Origin of the sequence: Mucilaginibacter sp. OK098, assembly GCF_900142915.1 — a bacterium.
Classification (GTDB): domain Bacteria; phylum Bacteroidota; class Bacteroidia; order Sphingobacteriales; family Sphingobacteriaceae; genus Mucilaginibacter.
In genome coordinates this window covers 813297-829179 of the sequence record NZ_FRCM01000001.1, presented here as the reverse complement: position 1 = coordinate 829179, position 15883 = coordinate 813297, and the positions used below count along the sequence as shown (strand labels likewise).

Sequence of the window (15883 nt, the reverse complement as noted above, 5' to 3'; positions counted from 1 at the left end):
GGGAACCAAGAGTCAAGAATCAAGAAGTAAAAAAGCTTTATAAATTCTATCTTGATTCTTGATATCTTGATTCCTGACTCTTTTTTAATCCAGTTTCAGCACTGCCATAAACGCACTCTGCGGAATCTCCACATTACCCACCTGGCGCATACGTTTTTTACCTTTTTTCTGTTTTTCTAATAGTTTTCGCTTACGGGAAATATCACCGCCATAACATTTGGCAGTAACATCCTTACGCAAGGCCTTTACGGTTTCGCGTGCTATAATTTTGGCACCAATGGATGCCTGGATAATAATTTCAAATTGCTGTCGCGGGATCAGTTCTCTTAATTTTTCACAGATCTTTTTACCGAAATCATAAGAGTTACCTCTAAAGATCAATGACGACAAAGCATCAACCGGTTCCGCGTTTAAGCGGATATCCAAACGTACCAGGTCTGACCGGCGGTAACCTATCTGGTGGTAATCAAACGAAGCGTAGCCTTTTGATATGGTTTTTAATTTATCATAAAAGTCGAATACGATCTCACCCATCGGCATCTCAAAGATCAGCTCAACACGATCAGATGTTAAGTACGACTGATTTTTTATGAAACCGCGCTTTTGAATGCACAATGACATTACCGGTCCCACAAATTCAGATTTGGTGATGATGGTTGCCTTAATGTAAGGTTCCTCTACATAATCAATCTTGCTTGGATCAGGTAGATCTGACGGGTTGTTTACGACGATAGGCTCGCCGCGTGTGGTGAACGCAATGTATGATACGTTGGGAACTGTTGTGATCACCGTCATGTCAAACTCGCGCTCTAACCGCTCCTGGATGATCTCCATGTGCAGCATCCCAAGGAAACCGCAACGGAAACCAAAGCCTAACGCGGCGGATGATTCCGGTTCAAATACCAGTGATGCATCGTTCAATTGCAGTTTGGCCATTGATTCGCGCAGTTCTTCATACTCGTCAGTATCAACCGGGTAGATGCCGGCAAATACCATCGGTTTTACTTCTTCAAAGCCCTGGATCCCGGTTTCGCATGGGCGGGCAATAGTAGTGATGGTATCACCAACCTTTACTTCTCTTGATTCCTTAATACCCGATATGATGTAACCCACGTCACCGGTTTTGATCACGTCTTTCGGTAGCTGTTTCAATTTTAGCGTGCCAACTTCTTCAGCTATATACTGTTTTTCAGTGGCGAAAAACTTCACTTTGTCACCCTTTCGAATCTCGCCGTTAACCACTTTAAAGTAAGCCACAATACCGCGGAACGAGTTATAAACCGAATCAAATATCAATGCCTGTAAAGGAGCTTCCGGATCGCCGACAGGAGCGGGTACACGAGCTACAATGGCACGTAAAATATCATGTACACCCATACCTGTTTTACCTGATGCTGCCAAAATATCTTCACGTTTGCAACCAATCAGCTCAACAATCTGGTCTTTTACTTCCTCGGGCATAGCACCGGGAAGGTCCATTTTATTTAGAACCGGGATGATCTCCAGGTCGTTCTCTAAAGCAAGATACAGGTTTGAGATAGTTTGCGCCTGGATACCCTGTGCCGCATCAACTATCAGCAATGCACCTTCGCAAGCGGCAATAGAGCGTGAAACTTCGTAAGAGAAATCCACGTGCCCGGGTGTATCAATCAGGTTAAGGATGTATTTCTGACCATCCAATTCATAGTCCATTTGGATAGCATGACTTTTTATGGTGATGCCTCGCTCGCGTTCCAGGTCCATATCATCAAGCAATTGTGCCTGTGATTCGCGCTGGGTTATGGTATTGGTATATTCTAATAACCTATCGGCAAGTGTACTCTTACCGTGGTCGATATGTGCTATTATACAAAAATTACGAATGTGTTCCATTGAAGCGCAAAAATAGCTTTTTAGGGCGACATTTTTTATTTAAAATCACCTTCCGTTAAAGCGGACTGACGAAGAATGGAACGAAATGTTCCAATAGGGATTTCTTTTCTATTTGCGGGAACTATTACTGTTAAGGTTATTGTATCAGTTTTTCTAAGTTTAACATGGCTCCCTTTTTGAGAAATAAAGATAAAACCATGATCGCCTAACACCTTAAGTATGTATGAAGAAGAATAAAGCTTAGGCATATTTTAAAATGGAACCGACTATTTCAGGTTTATCAATAATCGTAAATTCGGGATGTTCATTATCTTCCAGATATAATTCTAAAGCCTCTTGTAAATTGGCTAATGCCTCATCCTTTGTATCTCCAAAACTCGAAATCTCAACGTTTAAACATTGGGCGACAAAGTAATCTCCTTCTTTCCAAACAGCACTATTGATTTGAACAGTTTTCATAATATTCACTTTATCAAATTTAATAAAATTATATGATATACTAATCAAGTTGAAATTCATGAAGCATTTATGAAATAACGCGTCTCTACATAACCCCTTCCACAAACACTGGCGTCTCCGTCACATCAACAGTCACTTTACCATTAGTTGTATTAACTATTTTATTATCCATAACATCAGCGCCTATCTTTAAAGTGTGGATGTTTGCTTTCGTAGCTTTTCCCAAATCCAAAGTATAGTTGGCTTTTCTGCCGGTTTCATCGGGAATGGTTAATACAAACATCGTTTTATCGGCCAGCTGGTATTGGTCAACCAAAGGATCTTTACTGATTGTTTTTATATAATTATAATCACCCATCAGTTTGGTAGCTTGTAAGATATAGTCTGAGGCAGGCCTGCGTTTTATGCCTTCGGCGAGGCCAGATGTGGCATATTGGGTTGAGCCGCCGGCATGATCGTCAAACAACTGGTAAAAAAATACCCGTTTGACGCCGTGACGGATATATAGGAGGGAGGTACGTAAGATCCAGTCGGCATGGTTAGCTAATACTGTTTTTGCGCCAATTGATTCGGCCTTTTGATAGCTTCCCTGGTTTATATCATAGCCTGTTTCGGTTACCCAAACCTCGGGGTGCTGCAACAGGCTGTTTGCCAGGCTAACGAAAGAGTTGGCTACGCTGCCCGAGATAGAAAGCTCAGGAGCGATTCCTGTTGTAGCTCGTTTTTGTACCCTAACATCGCCATTATTTGAATACAGGTGATAATTGATCACATCGAAACAAAGATTAATACTGCCGTCTTTTTTATATCCGCGGTTTGTTTTGCACCAGTCTATTATCTTTTGAACGCGCTTTACATCGGCAGTTGCCAAGCCGCCCATAACTACCTGCATATTGGGGTCGGCAGCTTTTACACCAATGCCTGCGCCGAGCTTACCCATATTGCCATCATAAAATGCCGATAAATTTGCTGCATACTGCTCGGCTGTTTGATGGGTGTCATCACCGCCCCACCATTTGTCGCGCTCGTTTCCGCATTCAATGTATTTTATCAGGCCCATCCCAATTTTAACCTCATTAGGGATATCGCCATTCCAGCGTTTGCGGTCATCAACTTTTACAAGAGATCTATCAATATTTTTATTAAAGCCATATCTTGCAGTAAACTGGAATGCGGCACGGGCCTGATCGGCATAGGAGGCAGGGCTATTTAAGCTTTGTCCGTAAGGAGCTGGTGCATTATCATCATCCCTTGAACTTGCCGGGTAGGTTTTTTGTAACCATTCGGGGATGTTTTTCAGGTCTGCCAAAACTAAAATACCATCCTGTTTACAGCGTTCATAAATTATATCGTAATCCCAGCCGCCGTTATTGGTAGGATTAAAAGTATAGTTGCCTTTTGTAGTTTCAATCCTATTCCAGTTCAGGTAATGCCTTAAGGCCGAGAAAGTTTTTACCAGGGCCATATTGTCCTCGTAAATATGCTTCCTGTCATTAGGGCTACCCGGATTTTCTAAAAAATTCCATTCGTATCCGTTAATGCCAAACATGTTTTTTAGCGGCACTGGATCATTGCTATGGTCAACATTTATTTGAGGTTGATTTATTGCATCAATCTTATTGGTATCGGGATTAATTGATGCTTTATTTAGATAGGCCACGCTGTCTTCGGCATTACTTTTTGCACCCAACCTGCAGCTATAGCCAAGCGATACGACAGCTATTACAATTAAAACAGGCTTGTGATAAGGTTTCCAGTTCATGTATAATGATCGCTTTATCGGATAAATTGTGGCGGTTTAAACATCACAAGATAATTAAATTGATTAAGATGTCGGCGCTTATACGGATTTTAAAGCCGGGGGTTATAGTTAACTTACCTCAAATTGCAAAGCGCTAAGATACCTGTACAGCCCTTGTTCATTACCAATCAGCTCCTGGTGGCTGCCGGATTCAATAATTCTCCCTTTCTCCAGTACAATGATCTTATCAGCTTCGCGGATAGTTGAAAGGCGATGTGCTATAATTATTGATGTACGGTTTTTCATCAGCTCTTCCAGGGCTTCCTGCACCAAACGTTCGGATTCTGAATCTAACGACGAAGTGGCTTCATCAAGTATCAATATAGCAGGATTTTTTAACAAAGCCCGTGCAATGGCTATCCGCTGCCGCTGTCCCCCGGATAATTTAACACCGCGCTCGCCTACAACGGTATCATAAGCTTCAGGGAATGAAGTTATAAACTGGTGGGCATTGGCCCTTTGTGCTGCCTGGATAATTTCATCGTCGGATGCCGTCAGTTTACCGTATGCAATGTTTTCTTTTATCGTTCCGCCAAATAGCATCACATCCTGCGGCACAATTGCTACCTGGTTGCGAATATCGGTTAATGAATATTCTGCCGAAGGTTTCCCATCAAAAGAAATTGTACCACTTTGGGGATGATAAAACTGCAGGATCAATGCTGCCATGGTTGATTTTCCGGAACCGCTGGGTCCAACAATAGCAACCTTTTGCCCGGCCGCAGCATCAAACGAAATCTCATTTAACACAGTAAGCTCAGGCCTTGACGGATAGCCAAAAACCACATTATTGAATGAAAGGTTACCTTCAATTTTTTGTTTGATGGTATTGTTTTTTTCGTGGATAGAGATCTCTTCGCCTTGCTCATCCAAAATCTCCAGTACACGCTCACTGGCGCCAACTGCTTTTTGCATGTTTGCATACAACTCGGGGAAGCTGCCCATTGATGCAGCCACAAATACCCCGTAAATAACAAACTCTGTTAACTGCCCGATAGTAAGCTCGTGGTGACTAACCATAATTGAGCCATACCAGATAATAGCTACAATGGCCCCAAAAAGGCAAAAAACAATGAATGAGGCAAATAAACCCCTGAATTTTGCGCCTTTTACGGCAAGTTTAACCACATCGCGTAAATTCCTGTCATATCGGCCGGCTTCAAATGCTTCGTTCACAAATGCCTTAACGTTGGCAATACCCTGCAACGTTTCCTCAACAACCGTGTTTGATTCTGCCAGCTTATCCTGCGCCTGGCGTGAAAGTTTACGAATAAACCGGCCAAACAGTACCGCTACTACAACCAATACGGGGATTAGCATTAATAAGGTTAATGTTAGCCTGGGCGATACGATCACTAAAAAGGTAATTCCCCCGGTTAGCAGGATCAGCTGCCTGATCATTTCCGCGAGCGTAGTGGTTATGGCATCCTGGATCTGTGAAAGATCAGCAGAGATGCGGCTGTTCAACTCACCAACCCTGCGGTTGGAGAAAAAGTTCATAGGCAGCGTTATCAACTTAAAATAAGTATCGCGCCTGATATCAGCCAAAGACTTTTCAGCTACCTGCACAAACCATACCACCCTGAAGTAGGAAACAAAGGCCTGGAAAAACAATATAATTAATGCCAGTAAGCCGATGCCGTTGAGCGTGGCTGGTAAAAAATCATATTTCTGTTTGCCTTGAGCGGCATCAATCAACGCACCTAAAAATTTGGGAAATGTTAAGCCCGTAAGACTTGATAAGAACAGGAAGATCATTGCCGCGATAAATTTGCCGCGATAAGGCCTTACATAGGAGAGTAGCCTGATTACCTGTTTTAAACTTTTACTATTTATTTTTGCTTTTGGCAGTTCTTTTTCTGCCGCGTTACCACTGTTAAATCGTCCTCTTGCCATTTGTTTGTTATAAATCCCGAATCATTAATTAAGACGATTGGTGTACCAAAACATTTTAAATAAATTACAAAGGTACTGTATTTCTGACGTAGAGACGCAATACTTTGCGTGTCCGAACTTTATCTGTGGGAGACGCAAAGTGTTGCGCCTCTACGCCCTGCGATTACTTTTGCGGGCAGTGGTCTTGCGTTTAACAGGAGTACGTTTGCGCTTACGGAAGGCGAACATTAAAAATATAAATGCGGCTAATGCCAATACTGTTATTATTAATATGTTCCTGATCTTTTCATCCTGCTGCCGTTGTTCTTCGGCATCAGCCTTTAATACCTCAATTTGTTTGCGCAGCTTGTTAATGGTAATCATATAACCAAGTGTACTCTGCTCGGTTTCTCTTGAATGATCCTGGATTTGTGTTTGCTGAAATACTCGATAATCGAACAGGATCTTTAACTCCCGGTAAACATCGTTATCGGTTTTAACAATATCCATCAAAATATCGTTCGACCTGCGGATGTCCTTTTTCGTTTGAAACCCGAATATACCTGTACGCTTAGTAAGGCTCTCATCATACTGCCCAAACTTTTGCGCCCTTTGCGCCAGCATAGTATTTATTTTTTTTCGCTGCAGCTTATAAGCAATGGAATCGCTGCTTTGCTTTGAATAAACGCAGATAGCAAAAATATTGAATAGTATAAATAGAAAGGTAATCTTCAAAGCTCTTCAAAATCAATTATCACACTATCACCCAAACCCAAACCCAGCAAACCGCTGGCGTTTCCTTTATTGATTGCTATCTCCAGGTGATCGCTAATTCCAAAAAGACATAGTTTTTCACCTTCGGGTACTTCATTATAGTGCCAGCTTAGGTGATTAATGGTTTCGTTCCGTTTAAAGGATAACATAAACCGGCGGCCTTGTTGCACTGTATTAAAAAACTCCTTGGTAATGTTGGTGATCACGTTCTGAAACGAATCGATATAAATTACCACACCTTTTATCAGGTTTTTTTCGATAACAGGCTGCAGGTTCATCTTTTTCTCAATATCGCTAACAGGCAAGCCTATTTCGGCAAGCGTTCCGCCTTGTGCCAGGTGACAGGCGGCCTTAACAAAAATATCAGCAAGGGGAAAATGAAGAAATTTCAGATCCTGCATGATGTTTATTTCAAAAATTTCGTCGGGATCAGCATCAAACATTAATGAGAATATGCCATTATCAGCCCCAACAAAATAGTGATTTTTATACTTTACGGCAAGGTACCGGGTATTGGTATTAAAAACGGTATCAATGCCTATTAAATGCACAGTGGCCTCCGGAAAATAATAAAAACTATTTTTTAATATGAAGGCTGCTTGTTGTATATTGTATGCAGCAACGCTATTGGTTATGTCAACAATATTTACTGATGGCAGCAATTTCAGGATACTGCCTTTAAGGGCAGCCTGATAAATATCTTTATCGCCCAAATCAGTAGTTAAAGTTATTATTGCCATTAATTTATTAAATATTTATCGCTAATCTTGTGCAAGCAATTAGAGCTACAAATATTCAATTTTAATTCATAAAATTCTGCAACTAAAAATCAATTTGTATTGAACGAACTTAAATTGTCAATTGAACAAATCAACCCAGCAGTTTTGTGGGGACCCAACAATGATCATTTTGAGATCATTAAAAAGCAATATCCAAAGCTTAAAATAGTTGCCAGGGGTAACGAAGTAAAGATATTGGGTGATGACCATGAACTGAATATATTCCAGGAAAAATTCCAGCACTTGCTTCAGCATGTTGAAAAGTATGAGAATTTAAATATAACAGACCTGGAAAGAATATTGGGATCAAAAATAGACGCAACAACAAGCGATCCATCTGCAGATAAGTTTGCCAGCGGCGAAGTTATTGTATTTGGGCCTAATGGAGTTATGGTTAAAGCCCGTACAGCCAACCAGCGTAAAATGGTTGATTGTATAAATAAAAGCGATATACTCTTTGCCATAGGCCCTGCAGGTACTGGTAAAACCTATACAGCGGTGGCTTTGGCAGTAAGGGCACTTAAGAATAAAGACATTAAACGTATTATATTAACAAGGCCGGCAGTTGAGGCAGGGGAGAACCTGGGCTTTTTACCGGGCGACCTTAAAGAAAAAATTGATCCATATCTGCGCCCATTATATGATGCGCTGGATGATATGATCCCGGCTGAAAAACTAAAATTTTACCTGGAGAACCGTACCATTGAAATTGCACCATTGGCATTTATGCGCGGGCGCACGCTGGATAACTGTTTTGTTATTTTGGATGAAGCCCAAAACGCCACCGATATGCAGCTGAAAATGTTTTTAACCCGTATGGGCCCATCGGCTAAGTTTATTGTAACCGGTGATGTTACCCAGATTGACTTGCCTAAAAAGCAGCAATCAGGTTTACACACGGCCTTACGCATACTTACAGATATCAGTGGAATTGAAATTGTTTATCTTAGCGGCGAAGATGTTGTAAGGCATAAGCTGGTAAGGAAAATACTGGCTGCATACGGCGACATCCAATAAAGATATGAGATGTTAGATATGAGATTTGAGACAAAAAATTTCATATTTAATTAGGGACATTCTTAGATGTGAAATTGAGAATTGAGAATTGAGACAGCAAAAATCCATTAACCTGTCGTATCTCATATCTCACATCTCACATCTCAAATCTAAAACACAATGAATGCAATAAAAGAAACACACTTTAACTTTCCAAACCAAACCAGTTTTTATAAGGGTAAGGTTAGGGATGTATATACTATTGACAATAAATACCTGGTAATGGTGGTTAGCGACCGCATCTCGGCTTTTGACGTGGTGCTGCCCGAGCCTATTCCTTATAAGGGGCAGGTGCTTAACCAAATTGCTGCTAAATTTTTAGCTGCTACTGCTGATATTGTTCCAAACTGGGTGGTTAGCGTGCCTGATCCATCTGTAACCATTGGCCGTATTTGCGAGCCTTTTAAAGTGGAGATGGTGATCCGCGGTTACCTTGCCGGCCATGCATGGCGCGAATACAGCGCAGGCAGAAGGCAGGTTTGCGGTGTTAGTTTACCCGAGGGGCTTAAAGAAAATGACAAACTGCCTGAGCCTATTATTACGCCTACCACTAAAGCTTCGGTAGGGCATGATGAAGATATTTCAAAAGAACAGATCTTAGCGCGTGGCATAGTGTCTGCCGCAGATTATGAGCAGCTTGAAAAATATACCCAGGCGTTGTTTCAACGCGGTACGGAAATTGCCGGCAAACAAGGCTTAATATTGGTTGATACCAAGTATGAGTTTGGCAAAGCCGATGGAACAATTTATTTAATTGACGAGATCCATACGCCTGATTCGTCAAGGTATTTTTATAGCGATGGTTATAGTGAACGCCAGGATAACGATGAGCCACAAAAACAGCTTTCGAAAGAATTTGTAAGAAAATGGTTGATTGAAAACGGTTTCCAGGGTAAGGACGGACAGGTAGTTCCGTTAATGACCAGTGAGATTGTTCAATCTATCTCTGAGCGTTATATCGAGCTGTTTGAACAAATAACCGGTGAGCAATTTATTAAACCGGGAGATGAAAATGTATTGGCCCGGGTTGAAAAAGCTATAAATAATGAACTTACTGTGCTGTAATTTTTTTATTGTAGACAAAATAGTTATATCTTAGCTTATTAATTAGAAACAAAAAATGAAATTTACTGTTGACAAGCACGAAAAATATATTCTGTTAAAGCTGAATGAATCAAAATTAAATTCATTAATAACCCCTCAGCTTAAATCTGAATTGATATTGATCAACACAGAGGGTCAGCGAAACATCATTTTCGACCTTTCACAGGTTAAATTTGCAGATTCATCAGGATTAAGCAGCTTACTTGTTGGTCATCGTTTATGCAAAAATGCTTCAGGAACTTTTATCTTAACCGGCTTAAACGAACCTGTTGCCCGCCTGATCACCATTTCACAACTCGACAGCGTACTTTCTATTGTACCTACCTGTGAAGAAGCCATTGATTTGGTTTTTATGGAGGAAATAGAAAAAGAATTAAAGAAAGAAGCAAAATAAATAATCCGGTTGTTTACCAAGTATGAAATTTGAGGTAACAATACTTGGCAGCAGCTCTGCAACCCCCATTTTTAACAGAAATCCAACGTCACAGGCGCTCAATATAAATGAACGCCTGTACCTGATTGACTGCGGCGAAGGCACTCAGCAGCAAATGTTGCGGTTTGATATTAAGGCAAGTCGTATTGATCATATTTTTATCAGTCATTTGCATGGAGATCATTATTTAGGTCTTGTTGGGCTTCTCTCGTCACTCCACTTAAACGGACGCATTAAACCTTTAAAAATTTATTGCTCGCCCAAGCTAAAGGAAATTGTTGATCTGCAGTTAAAGTATTCTGAAACCACACTGCAATACCCGGTGGAATTTATATTTACCAACCCGGAAAAAGCAGAGGTACTTTTAGACAATCAGGATATCATAGTTGAAACCATCCCGCTTAATCATAGAATTTCATGTACAGGTTTTTTATTCAAAGAGAAGAAAAGGCTACGGAAGCTAATAAAGGATAAGCTGGAGCAATTGGCCATACCTGTTGAATATTACTCAGCGTTAAAAAAGGGGGCCGATTATACTATGCCTAATGGCGAAGTGTTAAAAAACGATACGCTAACTACTGACTCCAGCGAGCCTAAGGCATATGCCTATTGCTCAGATACTTTATATGATGAAATGTACCTTAAGCAAATAAATGGTGTTACACTACTGTACCACGAGGCTACATTTTTAAACAACATGCTCGACAGGGCAATTGAAACCCATCATACCACAGCATTACAAGCCGGACAAGTGGCATTAATAACCAATGCAAAAAAATTATTGATCGGCCACTTCTCCGCCCGCTACAAAACTTTAACCGAGCTACTGGACGAAGCCCGCAGTGTTTTCCCAGAAACAGAGCTGGCAATTGAAGGGCGGACCTTTATTATTGGAGACTAGTGATCAGAGGTTAGAGATTAGTTGCATTATTCTAATTTCTTAGCCTAATCTCTGGTCTCTAACCTCTGATCACTAACATCAATCCTTTTTTCCTCCAAACACGGAGAAGCTTACATATCGTTTCGGATGTGCTTTCAGATCAATAAACAGGCTGTTTAAGTTGGCAGAAGCATCTTTAAGGTTATTGTACATCTTATCATCATGCAGCAACAACCCAAGCGAACCCTGGCTGGTGTTTATTGCAGCAATTGTTGCCTGCAGATCGGCCATTGCTTTATTTGCATTGTCAAGGGTTTGCTTAATATTGGCAGCAGCTATATCATTACTTACTTTTTGAAAATTAGTGGTGATGCCCGTCAGGTTAGCCGTACTGTTTTTCAAATTGAATGATACCGTTTCAGCATTTTCCATTATACCATTTATATGCTCGGTTTGTCCGCCAACCAATGCATCAATTTTTTTGGTGGTACCTTCAAGGGTCTGCAAAGAGTTTGCTATGCTGGTAAAGCTTCTGTCAACGTTCTTTTGAAAGTTTGGATTTAAGATCTTGTTAATAGCAGCAAGTGATGAATCAAGCTTTGTTATCAGGTTTTCGGCTTTGGTTTGAATAGGCTGGAGGCTTTCCGCCAGGCTCCCCTGGATATCGGCACGTAGTGTATCGTTGTCATCTGCATAAGTATTACTGTTGCCATATTCAAATACAATTGCTTTTCCGCCCAAAAGATCGGTACTTACCAGTTTTGCCAGGGAGTTTGATGGTACATTGTATTGTTTGTTTACTTTAAACTCAACTATGGTATGGCCATTTCCCAATAATTTCATTTTCGAAACATTCCCTATCTGGAAACCATTTACCAATACCGGCTTTGATACCGAGAGACCGTCAACGCTCCTGTAAACAGCGTAAAATTTGTTGGAACCTGAAAAAACATCGTTTCCTTTTAAAAAACTATATCCCAGTATAAGAACAGTAATTGTTATGGCCGTTAAGGCGCCTATTTTTGTTTCGTTTGATATTTTCATGGTGATGATTTGATATAGCTGTTGAAATATTGTAACGTTGAAAGGTTCCAAAGTTATGTCTTTCTTTCCGACTTCCGGACTTTACTGACTTTCGGACTCACCTTTACAACTTATTGGGACGCTTGTTCTACACCGGCTTTATAGTTTATGATGGCTCTTACTATTGATGCCACAATTTCATTCTGGCCATTTTCTGAATTCAGATAGGCCTCATCATCCGGGTTATTAATATAGCCTGTTTCAACAAGCACAGCCGGCATAGCGCTATGGCATAATACCAATATGCCCTGCTCCCTAATGCCATCACTATGCCTGCCATCAGTTTCAGTAAACTCAGTATTAAGTAATTCCGCCAAATGGATACTTTGCTTGCGGTATTTGCGCTTATATTCGTTCATCAGGATTATTGATTCCGGATCATTGGGGTCCGGATTGGTATTCATCTCCGTATCATCTTCAATCAGGTTTTCTTTGATGGCTTTTTCTTCTTCTTTACTGCGATGAAAACCATAAACCAGCAGCAAAACGCCTTTGCCAGAACGGTCGGCGACTTCGGTAGTCCTGTAAACAGGTTTATGATGTTTATGGCCAACTACCTCGCGGATGCGCCTGCCTGGTAATGAATTACAATGCAGTGAGATAAAAAGGTCTCCTTTATTAGCATTTGCAATATCAGCGCGTTTTTGCCACGCAACATCATCTTCAGTTGAACGGGTCATAACAACTTTTACGCCTTCTAACTCTTTTTCTATCGCTTTTTGCAATTTAAATGCTATAGCAAGCGTTACTGTTCTCTCATTGGAATAGGAACCCGATGCACCAGGAGAAAAATGGCCTACACCTGAGTGCTGGCCACCATGACCGGCATCAACAATAATGGTTTTAACTTTATAGCCATTATTGACAATGGTATCCTGTTTTTCCGGTGAACTTATTGCAAAAGAAAAAACGGGTAAAGTTGTAAGTAAAAACGATAAACCGTAAATCAATCTTTTCAATGCCTTATTTTTCATTATTTTTGAACGCTGTTAACTATATCTGCAAAAATACTATTCATAATCAATTTTGAAATTCATAAGTCTATTTTTTCTTATTGCAATAACTTTAATGGCAAATGTGATGGCTTCATCACGGCCCCTTAGTATCTATTGCTATGTACTACAAACGGATACAATTAAAAAATCTGATACGACAGTAACTCCAAAACTTACTAAAGGTAAAAAATCTAAGGCAAAGCCGGGCACAAAAAATGCAACCGCGAAAAATGACACCACTAAAAAGGGTTCAAATGGTGGTTTGCAATCGCAGGTAACGTCACATGCAGAAGATTCAGTAATTACAGATAAAGTTCACGATATTACCTATTTATATGGCAGGGCCCGCGTAACTTATGAAGATTTTGAGCTGGATGCCGACTATATAAGGCTCGACCAAAAAAATCACCTGATATTTGCCAAAGGAAGTACTGACCCCATAACCAAAAGATATGTGGGGAGGCCCATTTCCAAACAAAGTAAGGATAAACCCGTTGAATCTGACTCCTTACTCTTTAATTATAAAACTAAAAAGGGCAGGGTTTTTAACCCGGCATCAGAGCAGGATGGGAATTTCTTATCGGGCGGAGAGGTCAAAAAATTAAATGAAACAGAGGTAGCCTACCGCAATACTACCTTTAGCACATGTGATTTACCACAGCCTTACACACATTTTGGAATAGTAATAACAAAAGGCATCGGCGAGAAGAACCGGATCATATCCGGACCGGCATATCTTGAAATTGAGGGGATCCCACTTCCGTTGGCCATCCCTTTTGGCTTCTTCCCAAAGCCTGATACCCGTGCATCAGGTGTTATAATTCCTACTTTTGGCGAGGATCAGAAGCTTGGTTTTTACCTCAGAAACTTTGGTTACTATATTGGCATTAGTGATTACCTGGATTTAACCAACACCGGAACAGTTTATTCAAAAGGATCGTATGAATTAAATACTACAGCACATTATTTAAAAAGGTATAAATATGGTGGTACCGTATCATTAAGCTATGGATCGCATAATTATGGATTAGAAGGCGACCCGGCACAAAAAGATTTTAATGTTACCTGGTCACACAGCCAGGATCCGAATGCAAACCCCGGAAGCACTTTCAGTGCCTCGGTAAACGCGGGTACATCAACTTATTATCGAAATAATCCTGCTCAAAATGGCTACAATATTAATTCGCTTACCCAAAACAATTTACGCTCATCTATAAATTATAGTAAAACATGGCAGGGAACTCCGTTTAACTTAAGTTTGGGCTTATCACACAGCCAGGACCTTACTAATAAAACAGTAACCCTGCAATTACCTACGCTGAGCTTTACAATGGCATCTATAAGTCCCTTTGATTCAAAAGACAGGGTAGGAGATCAAAAATGGTATCAAAAAATAACTGTGAGCTATAGCCTGCAAGCTACTAATGAGGTTGACAATGTACCCGAAGCAGAGCTATTTAAAAGCACCACTTTGGCAAAAAGATTACAAAGCCGCGCTGTACACCAAATTCCGGTGGGCTTAAGTTTAAATGTATTCAAGTATTTTCAATTTAGCAGCTCTGTTAACTATACCGAACATTGGTATTTACAAACAATAAGAGAAAAGTATGTACGTGGGGGAGTTAATGCAGATGGTACTATCATTGATCCAACTCAGCCTGTACGTGACACCATAAGTGGATTTAAAAGAGCAGGCTCTTACAATTTCAGTAGTGGTTTATCAACAAAAATTTACAGTACAATAAACTTTAAAAAGGGAAATATAGTTGCCATAAGGCACGTAATGACACCTACGATCAGCTTCAATTACAATCCTGATTTTTCTGATCCCAGCTTTGGATACTACAAAACAATAGTAAGCAATGCCGCTATACCATTCCCTGTTAAAAGTAGTACTTATTCCATTTTTCCTGATGGTTTCCCCTCTCCCGGAAAGCAGGCAGGGATAAGTTTTAACCTTGACAATACTATTCAAATGAAGTTGAAGCCTAAAACTACCGATACATCAGGCAAGGCAAGGAAAGTAAATATACTTGATGGATTTTCATTTTCAACTTTTTACAATTTTGCACAGGACTCGCTCAGGCTTTCACCTATTTCGTTCTCGGCTCACACTGCTATATTAAATCAAAAGGTCAATCTTAGCTTATATGGTTCATTAAATCCATATGTAACACAAGTGCTTGATACCATTTCAAATGGGCAGATCCAGCGCTACACACACGAAATAAACCGGTATACTTTCCAGGATGGAAGGCTTCCGCAGCTTACAACTATCAGCTTTTCAATGAGCGGCAGTTTAAACTCAACATCATTTAAGCCCCATGCGCCTGTATTACCAAATAGTACGCTGCAAACCATTAATCCGCAACAAGCCCAAAAACTGGCATTTATAAACAGTGATCCAAGTGCGTATGTAGATTTTAATGTACCGTGGAACTTATCGTTCAATTATAATTTCAGTTATAATAATAACATTATCAATACCAATACAACCAACACAATTATGCTGAGCGGTGATGTTAACTTAACCTCAAAGTGGAAAGTTCAGTATAATACCAATTATGATATCCGGGCGCATAAGCTGGCTATAAGCTCATTTTCAATTTACAGAGACCTTCATTGCTGGGACCTGAACGTACAATGGGTTCCGTTTGGAATCTATAAATCATACAACGTTACATTAAAAGTAAAAGCAGCCATTTTACAGGATTTAAAACTAAGTAAGAGAAGCGATTACACAAGCAGTTCATATTTTAACGGCAATTAATA

General features: G+C 40.3%; 14 protein-coding genes. 5 read left to right on the top strand and 9 right to left on the bottom strand.

Annotated features, from left to right (window positions below; all coding sequences use genetic code 11):
* Positions 1–84: 84 nt before the first annotated feature.
* The 7 genes from lepA to BUE31_RS03405 all read right to left on the bottom strand — a co-directional run bounded on the left by lepA (position 85) and on the right by BUE31_RS03405 (position 7521).
* Positions 85–1872 carry a translation elongation factor 4 gene (gene lepA, locus BUE31_RS03435; RefSeq protein ID WP_073400265.1) on the bottom strand — a complete coding sequence of 596 codons (1788 nt, stop codon included), beginning with the start codon at positions 1870–1872 and terminating at the stop codon, positions 85–87.
* A 35-nt stretch (positions 1873–1907) separates the two neighbouring features.
* The gene (locus tag BUE31_RS03430) at positions 1908–2120 is read right to left on the bottom strand and encodes a type II toxin-antitoxin system HicA family toxin (RefSeq protein ID WP_073400262.1); all 213 of its coding nucleotides are present in this window, start codon (positions 2118–2120) and stop codon (positions 1908–1910) included.
* The gene (locus BUE31_RS03425; protein ID WP_073401625.1) at positions 2113–2331 is read right to left on the bottom strand and encodes a type II toxin-antitoxin system HicB family antitoxin; all 219 of its coding nucleotides are present in this window, start codon (positions 2329–2331) and stop codon (positions 2113–2115) included. The genes BUE31_RS03430 and BUE31_RS03425 overlap by 8 nt, the downstream gene beginning before the upstream one ends.
* Before the next feature lie 85 nt (positions 2332–2416).
* Complete coding sequence (locus tag BUE31_RS03420; RefSeq protein WP_073400260.1) at positions 2417–4093, bottom strand: hypothetical protein; 1677 nt, start codon at positions 4091–4093, stop codon at positions 2417–2419.
* Between the two features lie 108 nt (positions 4094–4201).
* Positions 4202–6028 carry an ABC transporter ATP-binding protein gene (locus BUE31_RS03415; RefSeq protein ID WP_073400258.1) on the bottom strand — a complete coding sequence of 609 codons (1827 nt, stop codon included), beginning with the start codon at positions 6026–6028 and terminating at the stop codon, positions 4202–4204.
* A gap of 150 nt (positions 6029–6178) precedes the next feature.
* The gene (locus BUE31_RS03410; protein WP_073400257.1) at positions 6179–6742 is read right to left on the bottom strand and encodes a hypothetical protein; all 564 of its coding nucleotides are present in this window, start codon (positions 6740–6742) and stop codon (positions 6179–6181) included.
* A complete protein-coding gene (locus BUE31_RS03405) occupies positions 6739–7521 on the bottom strand; it encodes an SAM hydrolase/SAM-dependent halogenase family protein (protein ID WP_073400255.1) in 783 nt (260 codons plus the stop codon). The genes BUE31_RS03410 and BUE31_RS03405 overlap by 4 nt, the downstream gene beginning before the upstream one ends.
* Positions 7522–7620: 99 nt before the next feature.
* Here BUE31_RS03405 and BUE31_RS03400 point away from each other — a divergent pair, with 99 nt between their 5' ends.
* From BUE31_RS03400 to BUE31_RS03385, 4 genes are all read left to right on the top strand, one after another.
* Positions 7621–8577, top strand: coding sequence for a PhoH family protein (locus BUE31_RS03400; protein WP_073400253.1), 957 nt, complete (start codon positions 7621–7623; stop codon positions 8575–8577).
* 159 nt (positions 8578–8736) lie between these two features.
* Complete coding sequence (locus BUE31_RS03395; RefSeq protein WP_073400251.1) at positions 8737–9681, top strand: phosphoribosylaminoimidazolesuccinocarboxamide synthase; 945 nt, start codon at positions 8737–8739, stop codon at positions 9679–9681.
* Between the two features lie 55 nt (positions 9682–9736).
* A complete protein-coding gene (locus BUE31_RS03390) occupies positions 9737–10114 on the top strand; it encodes an STAS domain-containing protein (RefSeq protein WP_073400249.1) in 378 nt (125 codons plus the stop codon).
* Positions 10115–10136: 22 nt separating this feature from the next.
* Positions 10137–11054: a ribonuclease Z gene (locus BUE31_RS03385; protein WP_073400247.1), complete on the top strand. Its 918-nt coding sequence runs from the start codon at positions 10137–10139 to the stop codon at positions 11052–11054.
* Positions 11055–11132: 78 nt separating this feature from the next.
* On the opposite strand, the gene BUE31_RS03380 is transcribed toward BUE31_RS03385, so the two are convergent.
* Together BUE31_RS03380 and BUE31_RS03375 are read right to left on the bottom strand one after the other, a co-directional pair.
* A complete protein-coding gene (locus tag BUE31_RS03380; RefSeq protein WP_073400245.1) occupies positions 11133–12077 on the bottom strand; it encodes an MlaD family protein in 945 nt (314 codons plus the stop codon).
* 110 nt (positions 12078–12187) lie between these two features.
* Complete coding sequence (locus BUE31_RS03375) at positions 12188–13090, bottom strand: N-acetylmuramoyl-L-alanine amidase family protein (RefSeq protein ID WP_073400242.1); 903 nt, start codon at positions 13088–13090, stop codon at positions 12188–12190.
* Between the two features lie 106 nt (positions 13091–13196).
* On the opposite strand from BUE31_RS03375, the gene BUE31_RS03370 reads away from it, so the two are divergent.
* Positions 13197–15881 carry a putative LPS assembly protein LptD gene (locus BUE31_RS03370; protein WP_143167015.1) on the top strand — a complete coding sequence of 895 codons (2685 nt, stop codon included), beginning with the start codon at positions 13197–13199 and terminating at the stop codon, positions 15879–15881.
* Positions 15882–15883: the final 2 nt, after the last annotated feature.

Coding starts and splice junctions, on each gene's coding strand:
- lepA (WP_073400265.1), bottom strand. CDS start 1,872: ATGGAACACATTCGTAATTTTTGTATAATAGCACATATCGACCACGGT.
- BUE31_RS03370 (WP_143167015.1), top strand. CDS start 13,197: ATGGCTTCATCACGGCCCCTTAGTATCTATTGCTATGTACTACAAACG.
- BUE31_RS03425 (WP_073401625.1), bottom strand. CDS start 2,331: ATGAAAACTGTTCAAATCAATAGTGCTGTTTGGAAAGAAGGAGATTAC.
- BUE31_RS03415 (WP_073400258.1), bottom strand. CDS start 6,028: ATGGCAAGAGGACGATTTAACAGTGGTAACGCGGCAGAAAAAGAACTG.
- BUE31_RS03405 (WP_073400255.1), bottom strand. CDS start 7,521: ATGGCAATAATAACTTTAACTACTGATTTGGGCGATAAAGATATTTAT.
- BUE31_RS03420 (WP_073400260.1), bottom strand. CDS start 4,093: ATGAACTGGAAACCTTATCACAAGCCTGTTTTAATTGTAATAGCTGTC.
- BUE31_RS03390 (WP_073400249.1), top strand. CDS start 9,737: ATGAAATTTACTGTTGACAAGCACGAAAAATATATTCTGTTAAAGCTG.
- BUE31_RS03395 (WP_073400251.1), top strand. CDS start 8,737: ATGAATGCAATAAAAGAAACACACTTTAACTTTCCAAACCAAACCAGT.
- BUE31_RS03385 (WP_073400247.1), top strand. CDS start 10,137: ATGAAATTTGAGGTAACAATACTTGGCAGCAGCTCTGCAACCCCCATT.
- BUE31_RS03375 (WP_073400242.1), bottom strand. CDS start 13,090: ATGAAAAATAAGGCATTGAAAAGATTGATTTACGGTTTATCGTTTTTA.
- BUE31_RS03430 (WP_073400262.1), bottom strand. CDS start 2,120: ATGCCTAAGCTTTATTCTTCTTCATACATACTTAAGGTGTTAGGCGAT.
- BUE31_RS03380 (WP_073400245.1), bottom strand. CDS start 12,077: ATGAAAATATCAAACGAAACAAAAATAGGCGCCTTAACGGCCATAACA.